The 22,700-nt window shown below is 57.5% G+C and carries 13 protein-coding genes; 10 read left to right on the top strand and 3 right to left on the bottom strand.

The genetic code is table 11. The features are described from left to right. Positions 1 to 68 precede the first annotated feature (68 nt). The 5 genes from irp1 (at position 69) to fyuA (ending at position 15,178) form a co-directional block, all read left to right on the top strand. On the top strand, positions 69 to 9,551 hold the full coding sequence (gene irp1 / locus EH206_RS10415; protein ID WP_009112727.1) for a yersiniabactin polyketide synthase HMWP1: 9,483 nt from the start codon (positions 69 to 71) through the stop codon (positions 9,549 to 9,551). Next, positions 9,548 to 10,645 (top strand): yersiniabactin biosynthesis oxidoreductase YbtU, encoded by a 1,098-nt coding sequence (gene ybtU / locus EH206_RS10410; RefSeq protein WP_009112726.1) that lies wholly within the window; start codon positions 9,548 to 9,550, stop codon positions 10,643 to 10,645. Before irp1 ends, ybtU begins: the two co-directional genes overlap by 4 nt. Beyond that, entirely contained in the window at positions 10,642 to 11,445 is an 804-nt protein-coding gene (gene ybtT, locus EH206_RS10405) for a yersiniabactin biosynthesis thioesterase YbtT (protein WP_009112725.1), read from the top strand. The genes ybtU and ybtT overlap by 4 nt, the downstream gene beginning before the upstream one ends. Before the next feature lie 3 nt (positions 11,446 to 11,448). Continuing rightward, positions 11,449 to 13,026, top strand: coding sequence for a yersiniabactin biosynthesis salycil-AMP ligase YbtE (gene ybtE / locus EH206_RS10400; protein WP_009112724.1), 1,578 nt, complete (start codon positions 11,449 to 11,451; stop codon positions 13,024 to 13,026). A gap of 130 nt (positions 13,027 to 13,156) precedes the next feature. Then, the gene (gene fyuA / locus EH206_RS10395; RefSeq protein WP_009112723.1) at positions 13,157 to 15,178 is read left to right on the top strand and encodes a siderophore yersiniabactin receptor FyuA; all 2,022 of its coding nucleotides are present in this window, start codon (positions 13,157 to 13,159) and stop codon (positions 15,176 to 15,178) included. A 229-nt stretch (positions 15,179 to 15,407) separates the two neighbouring features. Here fyuA and EH206_RS10390 read toward each other — a convergent pair whose 3' ends face one another. Beyond that, the gene (locus tag EH206_RS10390; RefSeq protein WP_009112722.1) at positions 15,408 to 16,457 is read right to left on the bottom strand and encodes an alpha/beta hydrolase; all 1,050 of its coding nucleotides are present in this window, start codon (positions 16,455 to 16,457) and stop codon (positions 15,408 to 15,410) included. Between the two features lie 104 nt (positions 16,458 to 16,561). On the opposite strand from EH206_RS10390, the gene EH206_RS10385 reads away from it, so the two are divergent. Together EH206_RS10385 and EH206_RS10380 are read left to right on the top strand one after the other, a co-directional pair. Further along, positions 16,562 to 17,476: a LysR family transcriptional regulator gene (locus EH206_RS10385; RefSeq protein ID WP_009112721.1), complete on the top strand. Its 915-nt coding sequence runs from the start codon at positions 16,562 to 16,564 to the stop codon at positions 17,474 to 17,476. Continuing rightward, positions 17,473 to 18,834 (top strand): NTP/NDP exchange transporter, encoded by a 1,362-nt coding sequence (locus EH206_RS10380; protein ID WP_009112720.1) that lies wholly within the window; start codon positions 17,473 to 17,475, stop codon positions 18,832 to 18,834. The genes EH206_RS10385 and EH206_RS10380 overlap by 4 nt, the downstream gene beginning before the upstream one ends. Before the next feature lie 190 nt (positions 18,835 to 19,024). Here the strand turns inward: EH206_RS10380 and EH206_RS10375 are convergent, their stop codons facing one another. Next, a complete protein-coding gene (locus EH206_RS10375) occupies positions 19,025 to 19,606 on the bottom strand; it encodes a TetR/AcrR family transcriptional regulator (RefSeq protein ID WP_009112719.1) in 582 nt (193 codons plus the stop codon). Beyond that, positions 19,603 to 19,926 (bottom strand): DMT family transporter, encoded by a 324-nt coding sequence (locus EH206_RS10370; RefSeq protein ID WP_009112718.1) that lies wholly within the window; start codon positions 19,924 to 19,926, stop codon positions 19,603 to 19,605. Before EH206_RS10370 ends, EH206_RS10375 begins: the two co-directional genes overlap by 4 nt. A 198-nt stretch (positions 19,927 to 20,124) precedes the next feature. On the opposite strand from EH206_RS10370, the gene EH206_RS10365 reads away from it, so the two are divergent. The 3 genes from EH206_RS10365 (at position 20,125) to EH206_RS10355 (ending at position 22,675) form a co-directional block, all read left to right on the top strand. Next, a complete protein-coding gene (locus tag EH206_RS10365; protein WP_168709105.1) occupies positions 20,125 to 21,198 on the top strand; it encodes a helix-turn-helix domain-containing protein in 1,074 nt (357 codons plus the stop codon). 230 nt (positions 21,199 to 21,428) lie between these two features. Continuing rightward, positions 21,429 to 21,932 carry a Csu type fimbrial protein gene (locus EH206_RS10360; RefSeq protein ID WP_009112716.1) on the top strand — a complete coding sequence of 168 codons (504 nt, stop codon included), beginning with the start codon at positions 21,429 to 21,431 and terminating at the stop codon, positions 21,930 to 21,932. A 17-nt stretch (positions 21,933 to 21,949) separates the two neighbouring features. Further along, positions 21,950 to 22,675 carry a fimbrial biogenesis chaperone gene (locus tag EH206_RS10355; RefSeq protein WP_009112715.1) on the top strand — a complete coding sequence of 242 codons (726 nt, stop codon included), beginning with the start codon at positions 21,950 to 21,952 and terminating at the stop codon, positions 22,673 to 22,675. Positions 22,676 to 22,700: the final 25 nt, after the last annotated feature.

The following is a 22,700-nucleotide window of genomic DNA, read 5'->3' as shown; positions in this document are numbered from 1 at the left end:
AACCGGAACGCGATAGCTGGTACATGGCGTTCCATTGACTTTGTGAATCTTAGGAAACGGGACCGATTATGGATAACTTGCGCTTCTCTTCTGCGCCGACAGCAGATGCCATTGATGCATCGATCGCTCAACACTATCCGGACTGCGAACCTGTCGCGGTTATCGGCTATGCCTGCCATTTTCCTGAATCGCCGGATGGCGAAACGTTCTGGCAAAATCTGCTGGCGGGACGTGAATGCAGCAGACGCTTTACGCGCGAAGCGCTTCTGGTCGCCGGCCTGGATGCCGCCATCATTGACGATCCTCATTACGTGAACATCGGAACGGTTTTAGAAAACGCCGAGTGCTTCGACGCCGCTCTGTTTGGCTATTCGCGACAGGAAGCGGAATCGATAGACCCGCAGCAGCGCCTGTTTTTGCAGGCGGTCTGGCAGGCGCTGGAGCATGCCGGCTATGCCCCCGGCACCGTACCGCATAAGACCGGCGTTTTTGCCTCTTCCCGGATGAGCACCTACCCCGGTCGCGAAGCATTGAATGTCACGGAAGTCGCACAGGTAAAGGGGCTGCAATCCCTTATGGGCAATGATAAGGACTATATCGCCACCCGCGCCGCGTACAAACTCAATCTGCACGGCCCGGCGTTATCCGTGCAGACCGCCTGTTCCAGCTCGCTGGTTGCCGTGCATTTGGCCTGCGAAAGTCTGCGCGCCGGCGAATCAGATATGGCGGTTGCCGGCGGTGTGGCGCTCTCTTTCCCTCAGCAGGCGGGCTATCGCTACCAGCCTGGGATGATTTTTTCTCCCGATGGCCGTTGCCGTCCTTTTGACGCCTCAGCCGAGGGGACCTGGGCCGGTAACGGCCTGGGCTGCGTGGTTCTGCGTCGTCTGAGAGACGCATTGCTGTCAGGTGATCCGATTATCTCGGTGATCCTCTCCAGCGCGGTCAACAACGACGGAAACAGAAAGGTCGGTTATACCGCCCCTTCCGCCGCAGGGCAGCAAGCGGTTATCGAAGAGGCGTTGATGCTGGCGGCAATTGACGACAAGCAGGTCGGCTACATTGAAACGCACGGCACCGGCACGCCGCTGGGAGACGCGATTGAAATGGAAGCGCTGCGCAACGTCTATGCGCCTCGCCCTCAGGATCAACGCTGTGCGCTCGGCTCTGTAAAAAGCAATATGGGCCATCTGGATACCGCGGCAGGTATTGCCGGACTGCTGAAAACCGTTCTGGCGGTGAGCCGCGGGCAAATTCCGCCGATGCTGCATTTTCACACGCCCAACCCGGCGCTTAAGCTCGAAGAGAGTCCCTTTACCATACCGCTCGCCGCGCAGGAGTGGCCTGACGAAATGCGTTACGCAGGCGTGTCCTCGTTTGGTATTGGCGGTACCAACTGCCATATGATTGTCGCCTCGATTCCCTACGCGCTTAAAGCGCGCCTCCCGCAAACGGATGGCGGAGACAAAAGTCGCGCTCTGCTACTCAGCGCCGCCAGCGACAGCGCGCTACGACGGCTTGCGGCGGATTATGCCGGGGCGCTGAGGCAGAATGTGGATGCCAACAATCTGGCCTTCACGGCACTGTACGCGCGCCGTCTCGATCTTCCCTTCCGCCTGGCGGCGCCGCTAAACACTGAAACCGCCGCGGCGCTCAGTGCCTGGGCCACAGAGAAATCGGGCCCGCCGGTCTATAGCGGCCACGGCGCCTGCGGCAAGCAGGTGTGGCTGTTTACCGGTCAGGGCTCGCACTGGCGCACCATGGGTCAGGCGATGTACCAGCACTCAGCGGCGTTTGCCGACACGCTGGATCGCTGTTTTTCCGCCTGCAAAGAAATACTCGCCCCTGCATTGCAGGAGGCGATGTTTAACCCCGACTCCGCGCTGCTGGACAATATGGCCTGGGCGCAGCCGGCGATTGTCGCTTTTGAAATAGCGATGGCAGCGCAATGGAGCGCTGAAGGACTGAAGCCTGATTTCGCCATTGGCCATTCCGTCGGTGAATTCGCCGCTGCCGTCGTCTGCGGGCACTATACGATCGAACAGGTCATGCCATTAGTTTGTCAGCGCGGCGCGCTGATGCAGCAGTGCGCCAGCGGCGCCATGGTAGCGGTGTTTGCTGAAGAAGACGCGCTGATGCCGCTGGCCCGCCGGTTTGAGCTGGATCTCGCCGCCAACAATGGCACGCAACATACGGTATTCTCCGGGCCGGAAGCGCGTCTCGCCGCATTCTGCGCCGCGCTCTCGCAGCAGGACATCAGCTATCGCCGCCTGAGCGTGACCGGCGCGGCGCACTCAGCCTTGCTTGAACCGATACTCGATCGATTCCAGGCAGCCTGCGCGGGGCTGCATGCGGCGCCGGGGCAAATACAGCTTATTTCCACGCTCACCGCCGCGGCCATTGATGAGTCAGCACTCAACCAGGCGGACTACTGGCGCCGACACATGCGCCAGCCGGTACGTTTTATCCAGAGTATTCAGGTCGCGCACAAGCTTGGCGCCAGCGTTTTTCTTGAGATGGGGCCCGATGCCCAGTTGGTTGCTTCCGGGCAGCGCGAGTACCGCGATAACGTATTCTGGATCGCCAGCGCCCGCCGCCACAAAGAGGCGAGCGATGTCCTGAATCAGGCGCTGCTCCGGCTTTACGCAGCCGGGGTCGCCTTGCCGTGGGCCGACTTACTGGCGGGCGATGGGCAACGTATCTCTGCGCCATGCTATCCGTTTGATACTGAGCGTTACTGGAAAGAAAGCGCATCTCACGCCAGCGAGCCTGCCGATGCGGCGCTGTCTGCCGGGCTGCAAGTGGCGAGTACTGCGGCGACAGCGCTCGATCTCCCCCGCTTAGAGGCGCTTAAACAGTGCGCCACAAGATTGCACGCCATCTATGTGGATCAACTGGTACGACGCTGTACGGGCGATACCATTGAGAATGGCGTGGACGCCACGACCATCATGCGCCGTGGACGTCTGTTGCCCCGCTACCAGCAATTACTCCGGCGTCTGTTAAATAACTGCGTGGTCGATGGCGATTACCGGTGCACAGACGGGCGTTACTACCGCGCCCGTCCCATTGAACATGAACAGCGGGAATCACTACTGACGGAACTCGCCGGTTATTGTGAAGGTTTTCAGGCTATCCCCGACACCATCGCCCGTGCGGGCGATAGGTTGTATGAAATGATGAGCGGCGCGGAAGAGCCGGTGGCGATCATCTTCCCACAAGGAGCTTCTGACGGCGTAGAGGTACTGTATCAGGAATTCAGCTTTGGCCGCTATTTCAACCAAATCGCCGCCGGGGTATTACGCGGTATAGTACAGACGCGTCAGTCCCATCAGCCTTTGCGTATTCTTGAAGTCGGCGGCGGCACCGGCGGCACCACCGCGTGGCTGCTGCCGGAACTGGAAGAAGAGTCGGCGCTGGAGTACCACTTCACCGATATCTCCGCGCTGTTTACCCGTCGCGCGCAGCAAAAATTTGCCCGCTATGACTTTGTGCATTACAACGAGCTGGATCTCGAAAAAGAGGCGCAGTCCCAGGGTTTCCGGGCGCAGTCTTATGATCTTATCGTTGCGGCTAACGTCATTCATGCCACTCGCCATATTGGCCGAACGCTCGACAATCTGCGTCCCCTGCTCAAGCCGGGCGGGCGTCTGCTGATGCGCGAAATCACTCAGCCAATGCGTCTGTTTGATTTTGTTTTTGGTCCTCTGGTCCTCCCGCTACAGGATATCGACGCACGCAAAGGCGAATTATTCCTCACCACCGGCCAGTGGGAGCAGCAGTGTCGCCACGCCGGATTCAGCAAAGTAGACTGGCTACCGCAGGATGGCAGCCAGACCGCCGGGATGAGCGAACATATCATTCTCGCCACGCTGCCCGGCAAACCGGTTTCCGAGGTCGCGCTGACCGCGCAGTCCGAACCTGTGTTGGGACAGGCGTTGACGGCTGACGGTTATTATCTTGCCGACTGGTCCGATTGCGCACGTCAACCTGAGCGGTTTAACGCCCGCTGGCAGGAAGCCTGGCGTCTGCTCTCACAACGCCATGGCGACGACTTACCCGTGGTGGAGTTGCCCCTCGTCGCTGTTCCTGAATGGCTGGGACAGGTTCGCTTAAGCTGGCGGCACGAAGCCTTTTTCCGCGGGCGGATGCGCGTTGAAGCCCGTCATCCTGATGGAGAGTGGCGGCCGTTATCGCCCGCCACGCGTCTTCCCGCGCCGCAGACGCATTATCAATGGCAGTGGTCGACATTAAACGTCTCCAATGTCGACCGCCCCCTCGCATTCTGTTTCAGCTCCGACACGCTTGCGCGGGGCGATGAACTGGCGCAATACGGCATCATCAACGTTCAAAAAGCCTCTTTGGGACTGATGATCGTCGAGGAGACCGAGGATGTCCTGGCATTAGCGGAGAAAGTGGCGGAGGCACTCTCCACCTGCGAGGCCGGATTGGTTGTTGTGACTCGCCGCGCATGGTGTATACAGGAAAATAAAGGCATCTCTCCGTCCCATCACGCCTTATGGGCCTTGCTTCGCGTGGCGGCCAACGAGCAGCCAGAACGATTGATTGCCGCAATCGATCTCGACGAAAACGACTCGTGGGAAACGCTGTATCAAGGATTAAGCGCCGTTTCGCTATCTCAGCGCTGGCTCGCCGTGCGTGATAACAACATCTGGCTTCCTTCACTGGTTCCCAATGAGGGATGCGTCGCCGAATTACCTGTAAACGTGTTTGTCGGCGACGACCGTTGGCACCTGGTGACCGGGGCGTTTGGCGGATTAGGCCGCCTTGCCGTTAGCTGGCTTAGAGAAAAAGGGGCAAGGCGAATTGCACTGCTGGCGCCGCGCGTGGATGAGTCATGGTTACGCGACGTTGATGACGGGCAGATCCGTGTCTGTCCTTGTGATGTGGGCGACGCCGGGCAACTGGCCGCAGTGCTTGAAAAACTCGCGGCTAACGGAGGCATTGCCGGCGCGATTCATGCCGCCGGAGTATTGGCTGATGCGCCCCTGCAAGAGCTTGATAAAGACCAATTATCCGCCGTTTTCGCAGTAAAAGCGCAGGCGGCAAACCAGCTATTGCAAACCCTGCGCCGCCACGACGGACGCTATCTTATCCTCTACTCTTCCGCAGCCGCCACCCTCGGCGCGCCGGGCCAGAGCGCCCATGCCCTTGCCTGCGGCTACCTGGACGGACTGTCCCGGCAGTTCTCCACCCTTGATGCGCCGAAGATACTCTCCATCGCCTGGGGCGCATGGGGAGAAAGCGGCCGCGCGGCCACGCCGGAAATGCTGGCTACGCTCGCCAGCCGCGGGATGGGCGTTTTAAGCGATGCCGAAGGCTGCTGGCACCTGGAACAGGCCGTGATGCGCGGTGCCCCCTGGCGACTGGCGATGCGCGTCTTCACCGACAAAATGCCCCCGTTACAGCAGGCTCTTTTCAGCGCTGGGGCCGCAGAAAAACCCGCGCCATCCGTCATCCTTCGGGCTGACGACAACACGTTTAGCGGTAGCCTGAGCGATGAAACTGCCGTTATGACATGGCTAAAAAATCGTATTGCGATTCAGTTAAGACTGAATGATCCCGCTTCGCTGTCCCCGCATCAGGATCTGTTGCAGTTAGGCATGGATTCGCTGCTCTTCCTTGAACTCAGCAGCGACATTCAGCACTATCTGGGCGTACGCATCAATGCGGAACGGGCGTGGCAGGATCTGTCGCCCGGCGGGCTAACGCAGCTTATCTGTTCTCAGCAAACCGCGACGCCAGCTGCTTCACAGCCGGAAATGTTGCAGCACGACGCCGGCGAGCGTTACGCCCCCTTCCCTCTGACGCCCATTCAGCACGCCTACTGGCTGGGGCGTACCCACCTCATTGGTTACGGCGGCGTCGCCTGTCACGTCCTGTTTGAGTGGGATAAACGACATGACGAGTTTGCTCTCGCCGTACTTGAGAAAGCATGGAACCAGCTCATTGCACGCCACGATATGTTGCGAATGGTCGTCGATGCCGACGGGCAGCAGCGGATCCTGGCGGAAACGCCGAAATATCGGATCCCGCGTCATGACCTGCGCCAACTCCCCCCGGAAGAACAGCTAATAGCGCTGGAAAAACGGCGGCATGAGCTTAGCTATCGCGTTTTACCTGCTGATCGGTGGCCTCTCTTTGAGCTGGTGGTCAGCGAAATCGACGATCGCCATTATCGCCTGCACATGAACCTCGATCTGCTGCAATTCGACGTGCAGAGTTTTAAAGTCATGATGGACGATCTGGCGCAGGTATGGCGCGGGGAAACGCTGGCGCCGCTCGATATTACCTTCCGTGATTATGTCGTGGCTGAACAGGCGCGCCGGCAGACATCGGAATGGCACGATGCCTGGGATTACTGGCAGGAAAAGCTGCCGCATTTACCCTTAGCACCGGAACTGCCGGTGGTTAAGACACCTGCGGAAACGCCGCACTTCACCACCTTCAAATCGACGATCGCCCATAAAGAGTGGCAGGCACTGAAACAGCGTTGGCAGCAACAGGGCGTCACGCCGTCCGCCGCGCTGCTCACGCTATTTGCCGCCACCCTCGAGCGCTGGAGCCGCACCACGGCTTTTACGCTGAACCTGACCTTCTTCAATCGCCGGCCGATCCATCCGCAAATCAACCAGTTGATTGGTGATTTCACCTCCGTCACGCTGGTCGATTTTAGCTTCTCAACGCCGGTGACGTTGCAAAAGCAGATGCAACAGACCCAACAGCGCCTCTGGCAAAACATGGCGCATAGTGAAATGAACGGCGTTGAGGTGATCCGTGAGCTGGGCCGCCTGCGCGGGTCGCAGCGTCAACCGCTTATGCCGGTGGTGTTCACCAGCATGCTGGGGATGACGCTGGAAGGTATGACCATCGATCAGGCGATGAGCCATCTACTCGGCGAACCCTGCTATGTGTTTACGCAAACGCCGCAGGTCTGGCTGGATCATCAGGTCATGGAGAGTGATGGCGAGCTGATTTTTAGCTGGTACTGCATGGACAATGTGCTGAAGCCTGGCGTTGCTGAGGCCATGTTTAATGACTATTGCACTTTATTGCAGACCGTCATTGCCCGCCCGGAAAGCCTGAACAATGTGGCTGAACACATTTCCCGCCAGCGCTGGCCGCTGAATGCCCGTACCGACTACGATCTGCGGGATATTGAGCAGGCGACGCTCGAATTCCCCGGCATCCTACAGGCCAGAGCGGAAATGACCGCCGAAGATTCATTGACGCTGGATTTTGTAATGGCCGACGATCCGTCGCCATCAGCGGCGATTCCTGATGAGCCTGCCCTCGCCCAACTGGCGCAGCCTTTACCTGAGCAGGCGCAGCTTGATGAGCTGGATGCGACCTGGCGCTGGCTGGAGGCGCGCGCCTTGCAGGGGATTGCCGCAACGCTAAATCGCCACGGCCTGTTCACCGCGCCGGAGATGGCCCATCGCTTTACCGAAATGATGCAGGCGCTTGCCGCGCAAGCGTCTTACCAGCGCCTGCTGCGCCAGTGGCTACACTCTCTGACGCAAAAAGAGTGGTTAATCCGCGAGGGGGAAATCTGGCGTTGCCGCATTCCGCTCAGCGACATTCCCGCCCCGCAGCAAGCGTGCCCGGAAAGCCAATGGAGCCAGGCGCTGGCGCAGTATCTGGAAACCTGTATCGCCCGGCACGACGCCCTCTTCTCCGGGCATTGTTCACCGCTGGAATTACTGTTCAACGAGCAGCATAGCGTCACCGACGCGCTGTATCGCGACAACCCCGCCAGCGCCTGCCTGAATCGCTATGCCGCGCAGATCGCCGCCTTGTGCGGCGCAGAACGAATTCTGGAGGTTGGCGCCGGAACCGCGGCCACCACCGCGCCAATGCTGACGGCCACGCGGAACACGCGACAGTCGTACCACTTCACGGACGTCTCCGTGCAGTTCCTCAACGATGCCAGAGAGTATTTCCGCGATGAATCACGAGTGTCTTATGCCTTATTCGACATCAACCAGCCGCTGGATTTCACGGCTCACCCTGAAGAGGGTTACGATCTGATCGTTGCCGCCAATGTGCTGCACGACGCCAGCCATGTCGTCCAGGCCTTGCGCAGATTAAGACTGTTGTTGAAGGCGGGCGGACGTTTGCTGATCGTTGAAGCGACGGAGCGAAACAGCGTATTCCAGCTGGCGAGCGTGGGCTTTATTGAGGGACTAAGCGGATACCGCGATTTCCGCCGCCGGGACGAGAAACCGATGCTCACCCGCTCCGCATGGCAGGAGGTTCTTGTTCAGGCCGGGTTTGAAAACGAACTGGCCTGGCCTGCGCAGCAATCGTCGCCGCTGCGCCAGCATCTGCTGGTGGCGCGCTCGCCCGGCGTAAATCGTCCGGATAAAGCGGCCGTGAGCCGCTATTTACAGCAGCGTTTTGGTACTGGCCTGCCCGGATTACAGATCCGTCAGAGAGAGGAGCTCTTTACCCCGCTACGGGCACAGTCTGCTGCGCGGATTGAGCCAGCCGAACCTACGTCAGCCGCTGAGGGAAATCCGGCGCAGGAGAAACAGGTGGCAGAACTCTGGCAAGCGCTACTGTCTCGCCCCGTAGCAAGACATCACGACTTTTTCGAGTTGGGTGGCGACAGTCTGATGGCGACAAGGATGGTCGCGCAGTTGAACCAAAGAGGGATTGCCAGGGCCAACCTTCAGGATCTGTTCACCCATTCGACGCTGAGCGACTTCTGCGCCCATTTGCAGGCCTGTTCGTCGGGAGAGGACAACCCTGTCCCCATTTGCCAGGGCGATGGCGACGAAACCCTGTTCGTCTTCCACGCTTCGGACGGCGATATCAGCGCCTGGCTGCCGCTCTCCAGCGCGCTGAATACGCGCGTTTTCGGCCTGCAGGCAAAATCGCCGCGGCGCTTTGCAACGCTTGATCAGATGATCGATGAGTATGCCGAGTGCATCCGCCGTCAGCAGCCTCACGGCCCTTATGTGCTGGCGGGATGGTCTTATGGCGCTTTTCTTGCGGCGGGCGCCGCACAGCGCCTTTACGCCAAAGGCGAGCAGGTTCGGATCGCGTTAATCGATCCCGTGTGCCGACAGGATTTCTGTTGCGAAAACCGGGCAGCCCTGCTGCGTCTGTTAGCCGAAGGACAAACGCCTCTGGCGCTGCCAGAACATTTCGACCAACAGGCGCCCGCCAGCCAGCTTGCCGACTTTATCGGACTCGCCAAAGCGGCCGGTATGGTGTCGCAAAACCTGACGCTGCAAGCGGCAGAAACGTGGCTCGACAACATCGCTCATCTGCTGCGTTTGCTGACTGAGCATACGCCGGGTGAAACCGTTCCCGTCCCCGGTCTCATTGTGTATGCCGCAGGGAGACCCGCGCACTGGACGCCAGTTGAAACCGAGTGGCAGACCTGGATAAACAACGCCGACGACTATTCGATTGAAGCCAGCCACTGGCAAATCATGATGGAGGCCCCTCACGTTCAGGCTTGTGCGCAACACATTAAGCGCTGGCTTTGCGCAACCTCAAAGCAACCGGAGAACACGTTATGATGCAGTCCGCCTCCCCAAAACAACGCGTACTGATTGTGGGCGCCAAATTTGGCGAAATGTACCTGAATGCCTTTATGCAGCCCCTGGAGGGGCTGGAACTGGTTGGCCTGCTGGCTCGGGGAAGTTCGCGCGCAAGAGAGCTGGCCCATGCGTTTGGCATTCCACTGTATACCTCTCCGGAACAGATAACGGAGATGCCGGATATCGCCTGTATTGTCGTTCGTTCGACCGTCGCCGGCGGGACGGGTACGCAGCTTGCCAGACACTTTCTGACGCGCGGCGTACACGTCATTCAGGAACATCCCCTCCATCCGGATGACATCATTTCATTGCAAACGCTGGCGCAGGAACAGGGCTGCTGCTATTGGGTAAACACTTTTTATGCGCATACGCGCGCAGGACGCACATGGCTCAGCGATGCGCAGCAACTGCGTCGCTGTTTGGCTAAAGCGCCGCCGGTTGTCCACTCCACTACCAGTCGACAGTTGCTCTACTCCTCTCTGGATATGTTGCTGCTGGCTCTGGGGATTGATGCTTCCACCGTGGAGTGCGACCTGGTCGGCGGCTTTACCGATTTTCACTGCCTGAGACTCTTCTGGCCGGAGGGGGAAGCCTGCCTGCTGCTTCAGCGCTATCTCGACCCTGACGATCCGGATATGCATAGCCTTATCATGCACCGCCTGCTGCTGGGCTGGCCGGAAGGCCATCTTTCGCTGGAGGCGAGCTACGGTCCCGTCATCTGGTCATCCAGCCTGTTCGTCGCAGAACACCAGGAGAATGTCCACAGTCTCTACCGTAGGCCGGAGATTCTGCTCGATCCGCCGGCGATGACGCGCAGCGCAGCGCCTCTGACCTGGCGTGATGGCTGTGAAACCGCCGGGCCGGAGGGCGTCAGTTGGTTGCTACAGCAACTGCGTATCCATCTGGCGGGCGAACATCCGCCAGCGGCCTGTCACGGCGATCATCAGGTCGCGCTGTCACGTTTATGGCAATTGATTTTGCATAAGACCGGCGATGCCGAGATCAGGCGCCTTACGCCGCCGCGCCACGAGCGGTTAGCCAGTTTCTACGATGATGATAAGGAGGCGCTGTGATTCAATCTGCAATGTGTACCCCGCTGTGGCCTGCCAGGAACGCCGGTACTGCACATCTGGTTATGTGCCCTTTTGCCGGCGGCGGCAGTAGCGCCTTTCGCCACTGGCGAGAGAAGCAAATGGAGAATATCGCGCTTTCCCTGGTGACCTGGCCGGGGCGCGATCGCCTTCGCCATCTGGCGGCGGTCAGAAGTATTACGCAACTGGCGGCGCTGCTGGCGAACGAACTGGAAGAGACAGTATCGCCTGACACTCCGCTTTTACTCGCCGGGCACAGTATGGGGGCTCAGGTGGCGTTTGAAACCTGCCGACTTCTGGAACAACGGGGGCATGAGCCGCAAGGGCTAATTATTTCCGGGTGCCATGCCCCTCATCTGCATTCCGAACGCCAACTCAGCCACCGCGATGATGCCGACTTTATCGCTGAGCTGATAGATATTGGCGGATGCTCTCCAGAATTGCGGGAAAACAAGGAGTTAATGTCGCTGTTTCTTCCTTTGCTCCGCGCTGATTTTTATGCGACGGAGCGCTATCACTACGACTCGCCCGGGGTTTATCCGCCGCTTCGCACCCCTGCGCTGTTGCTGCGCGGCAGCCACGATCGGGAAGCCTCCCGGCAGCAGGTCGATGCCTGGCGGCAGTGGCTGGCCAGCGTTGCAGGTCCTGTCGTGATTAACGGCGACCATTTTTATCCCATCCAACAATCCCAGTCCTTTTTTACTGAGATTGTCCGCCATTTTTCCCGCGCATTTTCTGCAATAACCGATTTGCAAAAACAGCCCGACGCTTCAAAAAGGTGACGCATGCATTCCTCCTTTGAATCCCTGATTAAACAGTATCCCTTACCCATTGCCGAACAGTTGCGCCGCTGGGCGGCACGTTATGCCTCGCGAATTGCCGTCGTTGATGCAAAGGGTTCGCTAACCTACCGCGCGCTCGATGCACGGGTAGATGAGCTTGCCGCAGGACTCTCATCACTGGGCTTACGTCCGGGGGAACATGTGATTGTCCAGCTTCCCAACGGCAACGCGTTTGTGATCCTGCTGTTTGCCTTGTTAAGAATGGGCGTTATCCCCGTTCTGGCGATGCCCTCCCAGCGGGCGCTGGATATCGACGCGCTGATTGAGCTGGCGCAACCCGTAGCTTACGTTATTCACGGGGAAAACCACGCAGAGCTGGCACGGCAGATGACGCAAAAACACGCCTGCTTGCGTCATGTTCTGTCCGAGGAAGAGAGCGTAAGCAACGATTTTACGCCTCTCTTCTCCCTTCGCGGTGAGCGACAGGAGTGGCCGCTGCCTGATGTTTCCGGCACCGCGCTGCTGCTACTCTCAGGCGGCACTACAGGTACGCCAAAACTTATCCCGCGCAGGCATGCCGACTATAGCTATAACTTCAGCGCTTCTGCTGAACTGTGCGGCATCAATCAACAGAGCGTGTATCTCGCCGTCCTCCCCGTGGCGCATAACTTTCCGCTGGCCTGCCCGGGTATTTTGGGGACACTTTCCTGCGGCGGAAAAGTTGTGCTGGCCGACAGCGCCAGTTGCGATGAAGTGATGCCTTTAATCGCTCATGAAAGGGTGACTCACATCGCGCTGGTTCCGGCGCTGGCGCAATTATGGATGCAGGCCAGGGAGTGGGAACACAGCGATCTCTCTTCGCTGCGCGTCATTCAGGTGGGCGGCGCCCGGCTCGACCCGACGCTTGCTGAGCAGGTTATCGCGACGTTTGACTGTACCCTGCAACAGGTCTTCGGTATGGCGGAAGGCCTGCTCTGTTTTACCCGGCTGGACGATCCGCGTGCAACCGTTCTCCACAGCCAGGGGCGCCCTTTGTCCCCCCTGGATGAGGTCCGAATCGTTGATGAAGACGAGAATGATGTCGCGCCGGGCGAAACCGGGCAGTTGTTAACGCGCGGCCCTTATACCATTTCCGGCTATTACCGCGCCCCCGCTCACAATGCGCAGGCCTTTACTGCGCAAAGGTTTTACCGTACAGGCGACAATGTCAGGATGGATGAGGCGGGGAACCTGCACGTTGAGGGGCGCATAAAAGAGCAGATCAATCGCGCCGGAGAAAAAATAGCCGCCGCTGAAATTGAATCGGTACTGATGCGTTTAGTGGAAGTGAAAGATTGCGCCGTGGTTGCCGCGCCGGACACGCTCCTTGGCGAGCGGATTTGCGCTTTTGTCATTGCGCAACAAACACCATCTGACTACCAGCAACTGCGTCAACAGTTGAACAATATGGGACTCAGCGCGTGGAAAATTCCTGACCAAATAGAGTTCCTGAGCCACTGGCCGCTCACCGCCGTCGGGAAGATAGATAAAAAGCGCCTGACAGCACTCGCCGTCGACCGTCATCGCAATACTGCCCAATAAGCACAAACCGACCCGAAACAGGTTGAAATAAACCCGTTTCGGGTAGCACCACTATTGGAAATAGTTATCATTTTCAATTCACCATTGTCGCTATTTTTGGCGTTTCGCCATCTTACAGGGACTCACAACCATGAACATAACACGGTTTTATCCTCTGGCCTTGGGGGGATTATTGCTCCCCGCCATTGCTAATGCCCAAACTTCACAGCAAGATGAAAGCACGCTGGTGGTTACCGCCAGTAAACAATCTTCCCGCTCGGCATCAGCCAACAATGTCTCCTCTACCGTTGTCAGCGCGCCGGAGTTAAGCAATGCCGGCGTCACCACAAGCGATAAACTCCCCACGGTCTTGCCTGGACTCAATATTGAAAATAGCGGCAACATGCTTTTTTCGACGATCTCGCTACGCGGCGTCTCTTCAGCGCAGGACTTCTATAACCCCGCCGTCACCCTGTATGTCGATGGCGTTCCCCAGCTTTCCACCAGCACCATCCAGGCGCTCACCGATGTGCAAAGCGTGGAGTTACTGCGTGGCCCGCAGGGGACGTTATATGGAAAAAGCGCTCAGGGCGGGATCATCAACATCGTCACGCAGCAGCCGGACAGCACGCCGCGCGGCTATATTGAAGGCGGCGTCAGCAGCCGCGACAGTTATCGAAGTAAGTTCAATCTTAGCGGCCCAATACAGGATGGCCTACTGTACGGCAGCGTTACCCTGTTACGCCAGGTTGATGACGGCGACATGATTAACCCCGCGACGGGAAGCGACGATTTAGGCGGCACCCGCGCCAGCGTAGGGAATGTGAAATTGCGTCTGGCGCCGGACGACCAACCCTGGGAAATGGGCTTTGCAGCCTCACGCGAATGTACCCGCGCCACCCAGGACGCCTATGTGGCATGGCATGATATTAAAGGCCGTAATCTGGCGTTCGGCGATGGCTCACCGGACCCGTATATACGTCGCTGTACTGACAGCCAAACGCTGAGCGGCAAATACACCACCGATAATTGGGTTTTCAACCTGATCAGCGCCTGGCAGCAGCAGCATTATTCACGGACTTTCCCTTCCGGTTCGTTGATCGTCAATATGCCCCAACGCTGGAATCAGGATGTGCAGGAGTTACGCGCCGCAACCTGGGGCGACGCGCGTACCGTCGATATGGTTTTTGGACTCTATCGGCAAAATACCCGCGAGAAGTTAAATTCAACCTACGACATGCCGACAATGCCTTATTTAAATAGCACCGGCTATACCACCGCTGAAACCCTGGCCGCCTACAGCGACCTGACCTGGCATTTGACCGAGCGGTTCGATCTCGGCGGCGGCGTTCGCTTCTCTCATGATAAGGCCAGTACGCAATACCAGGGCAGCGTGCTCGGTAACCCATTTGGCGACAGTGGTAAGAGCAATGACGATCAGGTGCTCGGGCAGCTATCCGCAGGCTATATGCTGACTGACGACTGGAGAGTTTATACCCGTGTAGCGCAGGGATATAAACCTTCCGGATACAACATCGTTCCTACCGCGGGTCTTGATGCCAAACCATTCGTCGCAGAGAAATCCATCAACTATGAACTTGGCACACGCTACGAAACCGCGGATGTCACGCTGCAAGCCGCGACGTTTTATACTCACACCAAAGACATGCAGCTCTACTCTGGCCCGGTCGGGATGCAAACATTAAGCAATGCGGGTAAAGCCGACGCAACCGGCGTTGAGCTTGAAGCGAAATGGCGGTTTGCGCCAGGCTGGTCATGGGCTATCAATGGCAATGTGATCCGTTCCGAATTCGCCAATGACAGTGAGTTGTATCACGGCAATCGGGTGCCGTTTGTACCACGTTATGGCGCGGGAAGTAGTCTGAACGGCGTTATTGATACCCGCTATGGCGCACTGATGCCCCGACTGGCGGTCAATCTGGTCGGGCCGCATTATTTTGATGGCGACAATCAGTTTCGGCAAGGCACCTATGCCACACTGGACAGCAGCCTGGGCTGGCAGGCGTCTGAACGGATGAATATTTCCGTCTACGTCGATAACCTGTTCGACCGTCGTTACCGTACCTATGGCTACATGAACGGCAGCAGCGCCGTAGCGCAGGTCAATATGGGCCGCACCGTAGGTATCAATACGCGAATTGACTTCTTCTGACCATTTAAATAAGTATCCCCGGCTATGCCGGGGATACTTATTCATAATGTCTCGCTTCGCATCATGAAGGCACAGCCAAAATTGTAACGAACCCAACCTTACGCGAGGCTGATTCAAAATTCAGTAAGCGCTGACTCTCCTTTATACCAGGCAATTTTACCTTTTCACTTGCCATTTATCACCTCGCCGTTTTTTTTGCCCGATTAAGGATTGTAGACTGAATGTGATGTTATGGATGCGCCCCTTTCGCAAGCGGTGCCGTGAAGGCCAGTATGGCGTTAAGGAACTTCTGACGATCCGCCGTGGGTTGCAGGTGAACATAATGCGATGCGCCGGCGATCTGGACTACCTCTACCGACGCCGCATTCGTCAGATGCGACCGCAGTGTGGTTACATCAGTCGGACGTGACCAGAACTCCCGCTCCGAGCGTAGTATCAGTACATGAGAGCGAATGAATGACGCGTCAAAGATTTGGCGTCCGTTGACCAGCTTGAGCGTGTCGGCCGTAGGGCCTGACGGAAATCGGAAGCTGGGCGGTTCGCGTGTGTTGGCGGTCACATCACCTTCCATCGACAATTGCACGTAGCGAGCGAGGAACGCCGCATCAATTCCTTCGTCACGCCAGCGGCCAACCAAGTTGTCGACCGTTGCAAACCGGTAGGCCCCGTGCCGTGAACGGTTCAGTTCCGTTGGCTGCTGCGGATCGCCGAATTCCTGTTGAAGCTGCCACCTGCCCGCTGGTCCGCCATAGGCCGCGTTGTAGTAGACCAGGTGGGATAGCCGTTCCGGATATAGCGACGCATAGTGGCCCAACCACTGGGAACCGGTCGCCCAGCCGATGGCGGTCAGACGCTTGTCGCCAGGATGGCGACGACGGATCTCCGTCACTACCGCTGCAATATCACGCACTGCTTCGTTTGACCGGACGGCGACGGGACCGTTCCGCGCCTCGGATGTGTCATGCATCTCTGGAGGGAACTCCGAGCGGCCAAAGCCCCGGACATCCATCAGGTACACCTGATGTCCTGCCTTGGCAATCTCTTGTGCCGCCGACGTGCCGGGAGCATCAACGTCCCAACTGGCCAGCACGCCTGAACGGCCGCCATTGACCATCAGCATAGGGCCCCGATCGGCCGTTGCGTCAGTGTCACGCAATTCACGAACGAAGATCCTGATGCCGTCTTCAGTGGTGATGGTAAAGTCATGCCGGACGGTTTCCGCCGTGACGGGAAATGACAGAAAAAGACTTATGCAAGCCGTGGTTAGTACGCGTTTCATGCGCTTTTCTCCCATGTTGAAGAACCTGGAGATTGAGCGTAATGGCAGGATATGATGCAATCAATGATATTGAAACGTATTAATTGATGCATTGAGAGGCATTAATGGAATTTAGTCAGCTCCGCCATTTTTTGGCCGTTGCCCGGACGCTGCATTTCGGCAAGGCCGCCGAAGAACTGGGAATGACCCAGCCACATCTAAGCCGGGCCATTGCGCGGTTGGAAGCAGAACTGGGCATATCGCTGTTCCTGCGTACCAGCCGCAAGGTACAACTTACTGCCGCTGGTGAAGTCTTTCAGTCCGAAGCACTGGAACTGATGCGCGGCCGGCAGCGAGCAGCTCTGCTCGCTCGTGCCGCCTCGACCCAGGGGAAACAGGTGCTACGCATCGGCTTTGTCTCCGCCGCTCTGTATTATTTGCTGCCGGCTATGCTGCGCGAACTACGCACCACGCACCCTGGCGTGCGCACGGAATTAAGAGAGGCGTCGACACAGGAGCAACTGAACTTACTTGCTGGTGGCGATATTGACATTGGGCTGGGCCATCCACCGGTCGAACGTGCAGGCCGCATCGTGAATGAAATACTCTTTAGTGACCATTTTGATGCTTTATTGCCAGCGGATCATGATTTAGCTCACCGGTCATCGGTATCCTTTTTGCAATTGGCTGCGTATCCCTTCGTGCTGTTCCCCGAAGAGCAAGGACCGGTACTGTACGCAGCAATACGAGATCAATGCCGATTGGCGGGCCATCCCCTGGTCACCAGCCAGACGGCAACGCGACTGCACAGTCAGTGCTCGCTTATCGCCGCGGGTCTGGGGGTGGGACTGGCGCCTGTACAGTCGCGCAGCCTGCAGGTGGAAGGAACGGCCCGCGTATCCATCAAGCCCTATCCGGCCACTTTACGACTCCCGTTGGCGGTCTTTCGGGATGAGCGCCGGCGTTCCAGCCTTCATGAGAATTGCCTTCGGATACTGAGACGGCTTTCGCGCAATCATGCTGATGACCTCGCCACATGATGCTGTCATCTATGGTAATCTCCGAGGAGTCAGGCGAGTTTCTTCGCGCTCTGCCACAAGGGAGACAACACAGCTATGACTTTAACCTTCGCCACACGTTTGCTGAACATCCAGCGATCGGAAGCCGCGCCGGTGATTGCCGGCTTCCTGATGCAATTTTCACTGTTTGTCTGCTCTTTTCCATGCGTCCCATTCGCGAAACCATGGGCGTGGTCGGCGGGGTCGACAATCTCCAATGGCTGTTCACCGCAACCTTCGTGGCCACGCTGGCGGTTTCGCCGTTGTTCGGATGGCTGGTATCCCGGGTAAAAAGGCGCAACATTACTCGATGGGCGTTCGGATTCTTCGGCCTGAACATTCTGGGCTTCGCAACCGCGGTTTACCTGCATGGCGAGGCGGTCTGGCTCGCTCGTCTCTTCTTCGTCTGGCTTTCCGTCTTCAATCTGATGACGATATCTCTCGCCTGGAGCGTGCTGGTCGATGTGTTCGATTTCGCGCAGGCTAAACGCCTCTTCGCTATGATGGCTGCCGGGGCCAGCCTCGGCGGCTTGGTCGGGCCGCTTATCGGGATTCTGTTCGTCATCCATATCGGCAATGCGGGATTGCTGGTGATTGCCGCGATGATGCTCATCTTGACGGGCCTGTGCGCCGACTATCTTCAGGCACGCCATGTTCGCTCAGGTAACGAAAACCATCCCCTGCCCGACGCTTCGGTGGAAATGAAGCTCGGCGGCAATCCTTTCGAGGGCGCGGCACATGTCTTCACGTCGCCCCTTCTTCTCGGTATCGCTATCTTCGTCGTACTTCTCGCGAGCGTTAGTACCTTTCTCTATTTCGAGCAGGCGCGTTTTGTCGCGGAGCATTTCACCGGCCGCGCCGAGCAGACCCGGTTCTTCTCAAGCGTCGATGCCGTCGTCCAGTTCCTGACGCTACTGATCCAGATCTTCCTGACCGGGCGCATCGCTTCAACCCTCGGCATCCGTGCCCTGCTGTTGACCGTACCCATCTTGATGACGGCGGGCTTCCTGATGCTGAGTTTCTCGACGATGCTGGGTATGTACGTCGTGGTCATGGTGATCCGCCGTGTCGGCGAATACGCGCTCGTCCGGCCCGGCCGTGAGATGCTTTACACATCGGTGCCGACGGCCGATAAATACAAGGCCAAAAATTTTATTGATACGGTTGTCTATCGCGGTGCGGACGCGGTCAGCGGATGGATGAAGGCCGCTTCCGATCTCCTGCTGACCCCGCAGATGGGAGCGGTCGCAGGAGCGGGGATCGCCTGCGCATGGGTGTTTTCGGGCGTTTACACGCTGCGCCAGCATCGGCATGCAGAGAGGAAAGCGCCTCCTGCCTGATCTGCCCTTGCGTCAGGCGCCCTTTTTGCCGCAATATTTTGATATTGCGTTCCACGGTGCGCCGGTTCACACCTGGCTTATCAGCCAATTGAACAATACGTCTGCTGCTGATTGTGGATAAGCGTTTCCACCGGCTGCCATGTCAGTTCAGCGCGCCATTCACGGAGGATCGTTGACGATCGATAAAGATCTAATCGTTGCCGCAAGAGGCGCCGTGGAGAATATGCCGCAGAAGCCGGTTGACCTCGGCGGCCGAGATCGGTTCGTCTTCCAGCAGTGCTCTGGCACAGATACCGTCTGCCGCCACCACCACGCTCTGAATCGTCAAGGGATCCCGGGTATGCTTGCCGGCGGCGCGGGCGACCAGATCGCGCCAGTGCCTGGCGATGGGTCGTAATGCGGGGCGTCTCGCGGCCTGTAGGGTCAGTTCGTGCTCCGCCAGCGCCCGGCGGCGCCCTGCTCCGCTGGCGTCTGAAATCATCTCGGCGATGCCGTCAATCTCATCGCCGCCGCTTTCGATAAGCGCTTCCAGCTGCGCGGCATATTCCGCCGCCGCCGCCGTCAGCGCGGCGAGCAGCAGATCGTCGATGGTCGCGAAGTAGTAGATCGCCGAACTGGCGGCAACGCCCGCCTCTTTGGCAACGCTGCGGTGCGTCACGCCGGAAACGCCTTCACGTTCCACGACGGTCAGCGTGGCGGCGATCAATTTCCGGCGCCGGGCATCCCCCCTGGCCCGGCGACCGTCTTTATTGGCGACAGACGCGGCGCTCACTGTTTGGCGCCCAGTTCAAGCGATAGGACGCCGCCAACCACCAGCACGATGCCGACTATTTGTATCCAGGTGAGTTTATCGCCAAGGAAAAACGCGCCGATAAACGCCACGGAAGCCACGCCAAGGGCCGCCCAGACGGCATAGGCCACGCCGATGGCCATGCCGCGGTTCAGCACCAGGGAAAGCAGATAGTAGGCTCCGATAACGCCGACTATCGCCAGCAAGGTTGGCAGGGGCTTGGTAAAACCGTTGGAAAAACGGGTCGCCAGCGCGCCCACGATTTCCGAGGCTATCGCCGCGGCCAGAAGAAGGTAAGTCATTAATGCACTCCATATAGTTGAACTAATGTTCAACTATTGTTATTAATGATGACCCTGCTGTCAATCACGGGGGTGAACTATACTGATTTATCACCCCTGAAACAGCGGCCTAACATGAATACGAACGGCGGGCCTTTATGGTCCGCACAAACAAATAAGCCCTTATTATCCGGCCCCGGCGTAGATATCAGGCAGATTATGATCCTGACTTATACCGACTGCTTTCTCGGGGACGTGGTGAAATTATTAGAGATGCTGACGTCGCTTAATTCCAGTCGGCCAGGTTTATCCGCGGAAAAAATAGAGTACGTCACTCATATTTATTCTTTATATGGCGGTTCAGTCTCTTCTCCTGCAACCGCCCTGATGAATATGGAAACTCAGGCAATGCAGATCTCCCGCCCGTTAGATATTGATATGCTTATTATTGCGCACGGTTCTCTAGAGGCAATATCCCCCCCGCCGGACTCCACTGTTAATTGGTTACGTACTATCTGTTCCCAGTCACGCTGCGTCGTCGCTCTCGGCGCCGGTATTTTCTTGCTGGCCGCCACCGGGTTGCTGCATCAACGAACCGTCACGACCTATTCATCTCTGGTAAGCAGGCTGATAGCCGGCTATCCGACCCTACGGGTGAAAAAGAGCGCCGATTTTCAAAGAGACGGCAAATTCTATACCACCAGCGAACGTATCAATATAAAAGAAATGGCACAGCTTTTATTACTTTCCGATCGCGGAGAAAACGGCAACGATAGCCGGCGGGTGGAATCCTCGGTATCCACGGACTTATGCCCGTTAAATTCCGTTTTCACCCGCCCGCAATCCATCGCCTATCGCGTCACTTTCTGGTGGCTAACCCATATTGACCAGGATTTAAATATGGCCCAATCCGCCGATTTTTTAGCGATGAGCGAACGCAGCTTTCGGCGTCATTTCAAACTACAGACGGGCTATTCACCCTCGGTATTTTTATTATTATTACGCCTTGAACTCTGCCGGCAGGCGTTGATTGACAGTGACTTGCCAATTGATAAAATCGCCCGCCGCTGCGGATTACTGGACGGGCAACAATTAGCCAGAATATTCAGGAGATTTATCGGTACTTCTCCGCATCAATATCGGGAGACAAACCGGCAAGAAAATTTAGCCGCACTCCATCCCGCGTATGGCGATTTATTTAATGCGCGCGCCTTGCCGGAATGGCTATCCCGTTTTTTAACCAGGGTAAGTCCGGAAAAAAAACAGTCTATCCTGATATATTTACAACGCTAGGCCATGGTCGCGTCGCTATAAGTTATAAGGCGCCTAAAAGGATTTCGCAGTCCCTTTCTTTATCAGCCAGTTTTATTATTGGCCGGTTTTGCAGTATATCGGGCCGGATATGAAGCGGTTTCGCCCCAATATTCCCTTAAGTAACTGTTAAACTACCAATGAGAAATGGCTACCTTGTTTTTACGCCAAATCCATTCAGTTCCCTTTTGCGTTTTCAAGGCATCCTTATTATGTCCAACAAACTATTAATTAAAACGACTCTGCTCTCTTCGTTGTGTCTCGGCGGTGTAATAGCCGCTCCAGCACTTGCCGCTACCGCAACCACCAATATGGCCGTCAGTGCGACCGTTGTCGCCGCCTGTACGATATCAACCACGGCTCTCGCCTTCCCCGATTATTCAGGCGTAGCGGTTGATTCCACCGCCACCTTGTCAGTACTTTGCTCCAACGCCGCGCCTTATACCGTAGGACTTGGCGCGGGTACGGCGGTCGGGGCCACCACTGCCCTGCGTGCCTTGACCGGCTCGGTTGCCGGGTCAACGCTGAACTACGGCCTGTATCAGGAAGCCGCGCATACCACCAACTGGGGCGATACCATTGATACGGATACCGTGGCAGGAACAGGCACCGGGGCGACACAAACGCTGACCGTGTATGGGGAAATCGCCGCTAATCAGCTTACCTCCGCCGTCGGAACCTACTCGGATACCATCGCCGTTACCATCAACTATTGATATAAAGGTCAGCGATTATGCCCCGTAATAGATTAATATTCAGGGCGCTGATACTTGCAGGCCTGTGCAACATCGCGCCACAGGCCTTCGCGCAAGCGCTATCCATTGTTCCGATCAGCCAGGAGCTGTCAGCCAATAAACGGGCCGCCAGCTTTACCCTGACCAACCACGGCGATAAAAATACCCAAATCCAGATCCGCAGCTACGCCTGGACGCAAACGGTTAACGGCGACAGTTACCAAAGTACCGCCAGGCTGGCGATCAGCCCGCCTTTCGCCACCATAGCCCCGGGCAAATCCCAAACCATCCGCCTGTTATTGCGCGAACCCGCCGGCCAAACCGAAGAGGCATATCGGGTTATCTTTGACCAAATTCCGGACAACAATAAAAATAAGGTTGAACTGGCGCTGCGTTTTACCATCCCGGTATTTTCCAAACCCCCGTCCGCAACCACGGCGGATGTCCAGTGGCGGGTTGAAAAACGCCAGGATCATGCCTTATTGATCGCCGTTAATCATGGCCTGCAACATGCCGTATTGACCAATATCTCGCTCAACACCGACAACAACGTCAAGCTTCGACTCAAGGGGCCGGGGCTGCCTTATATTCTGGCGGGCAGCGAGCGTCACTGGCGGATAGACGATCGCTCACAGCGGTTAACTCCCGGCATGCGCCTGCGCCTGCAAAATCCCGGCGTTACGGGTCATGCCGATCGGTGGTTGACCGTGGGTAGCAAAGATTGAATGCAGCCTGTAACCGGGCGGGATT

Origin of the sequence: Brenneria nigrifluens DSM 30175 = ATCC 13028, from assembly GCF_005484965.1 — a bacterium.
GTDB lineage: Bacteria > Pseudomonadota > Gammaproteobacteria > Enterobacterales > Enterobacteriaceae > Brenneria > Brenneria nigrifluens.
Note: the sequence above shows the minus strand (reverse complement) of the source record. Positions and strands in the feature narration are given on the sequence as shown.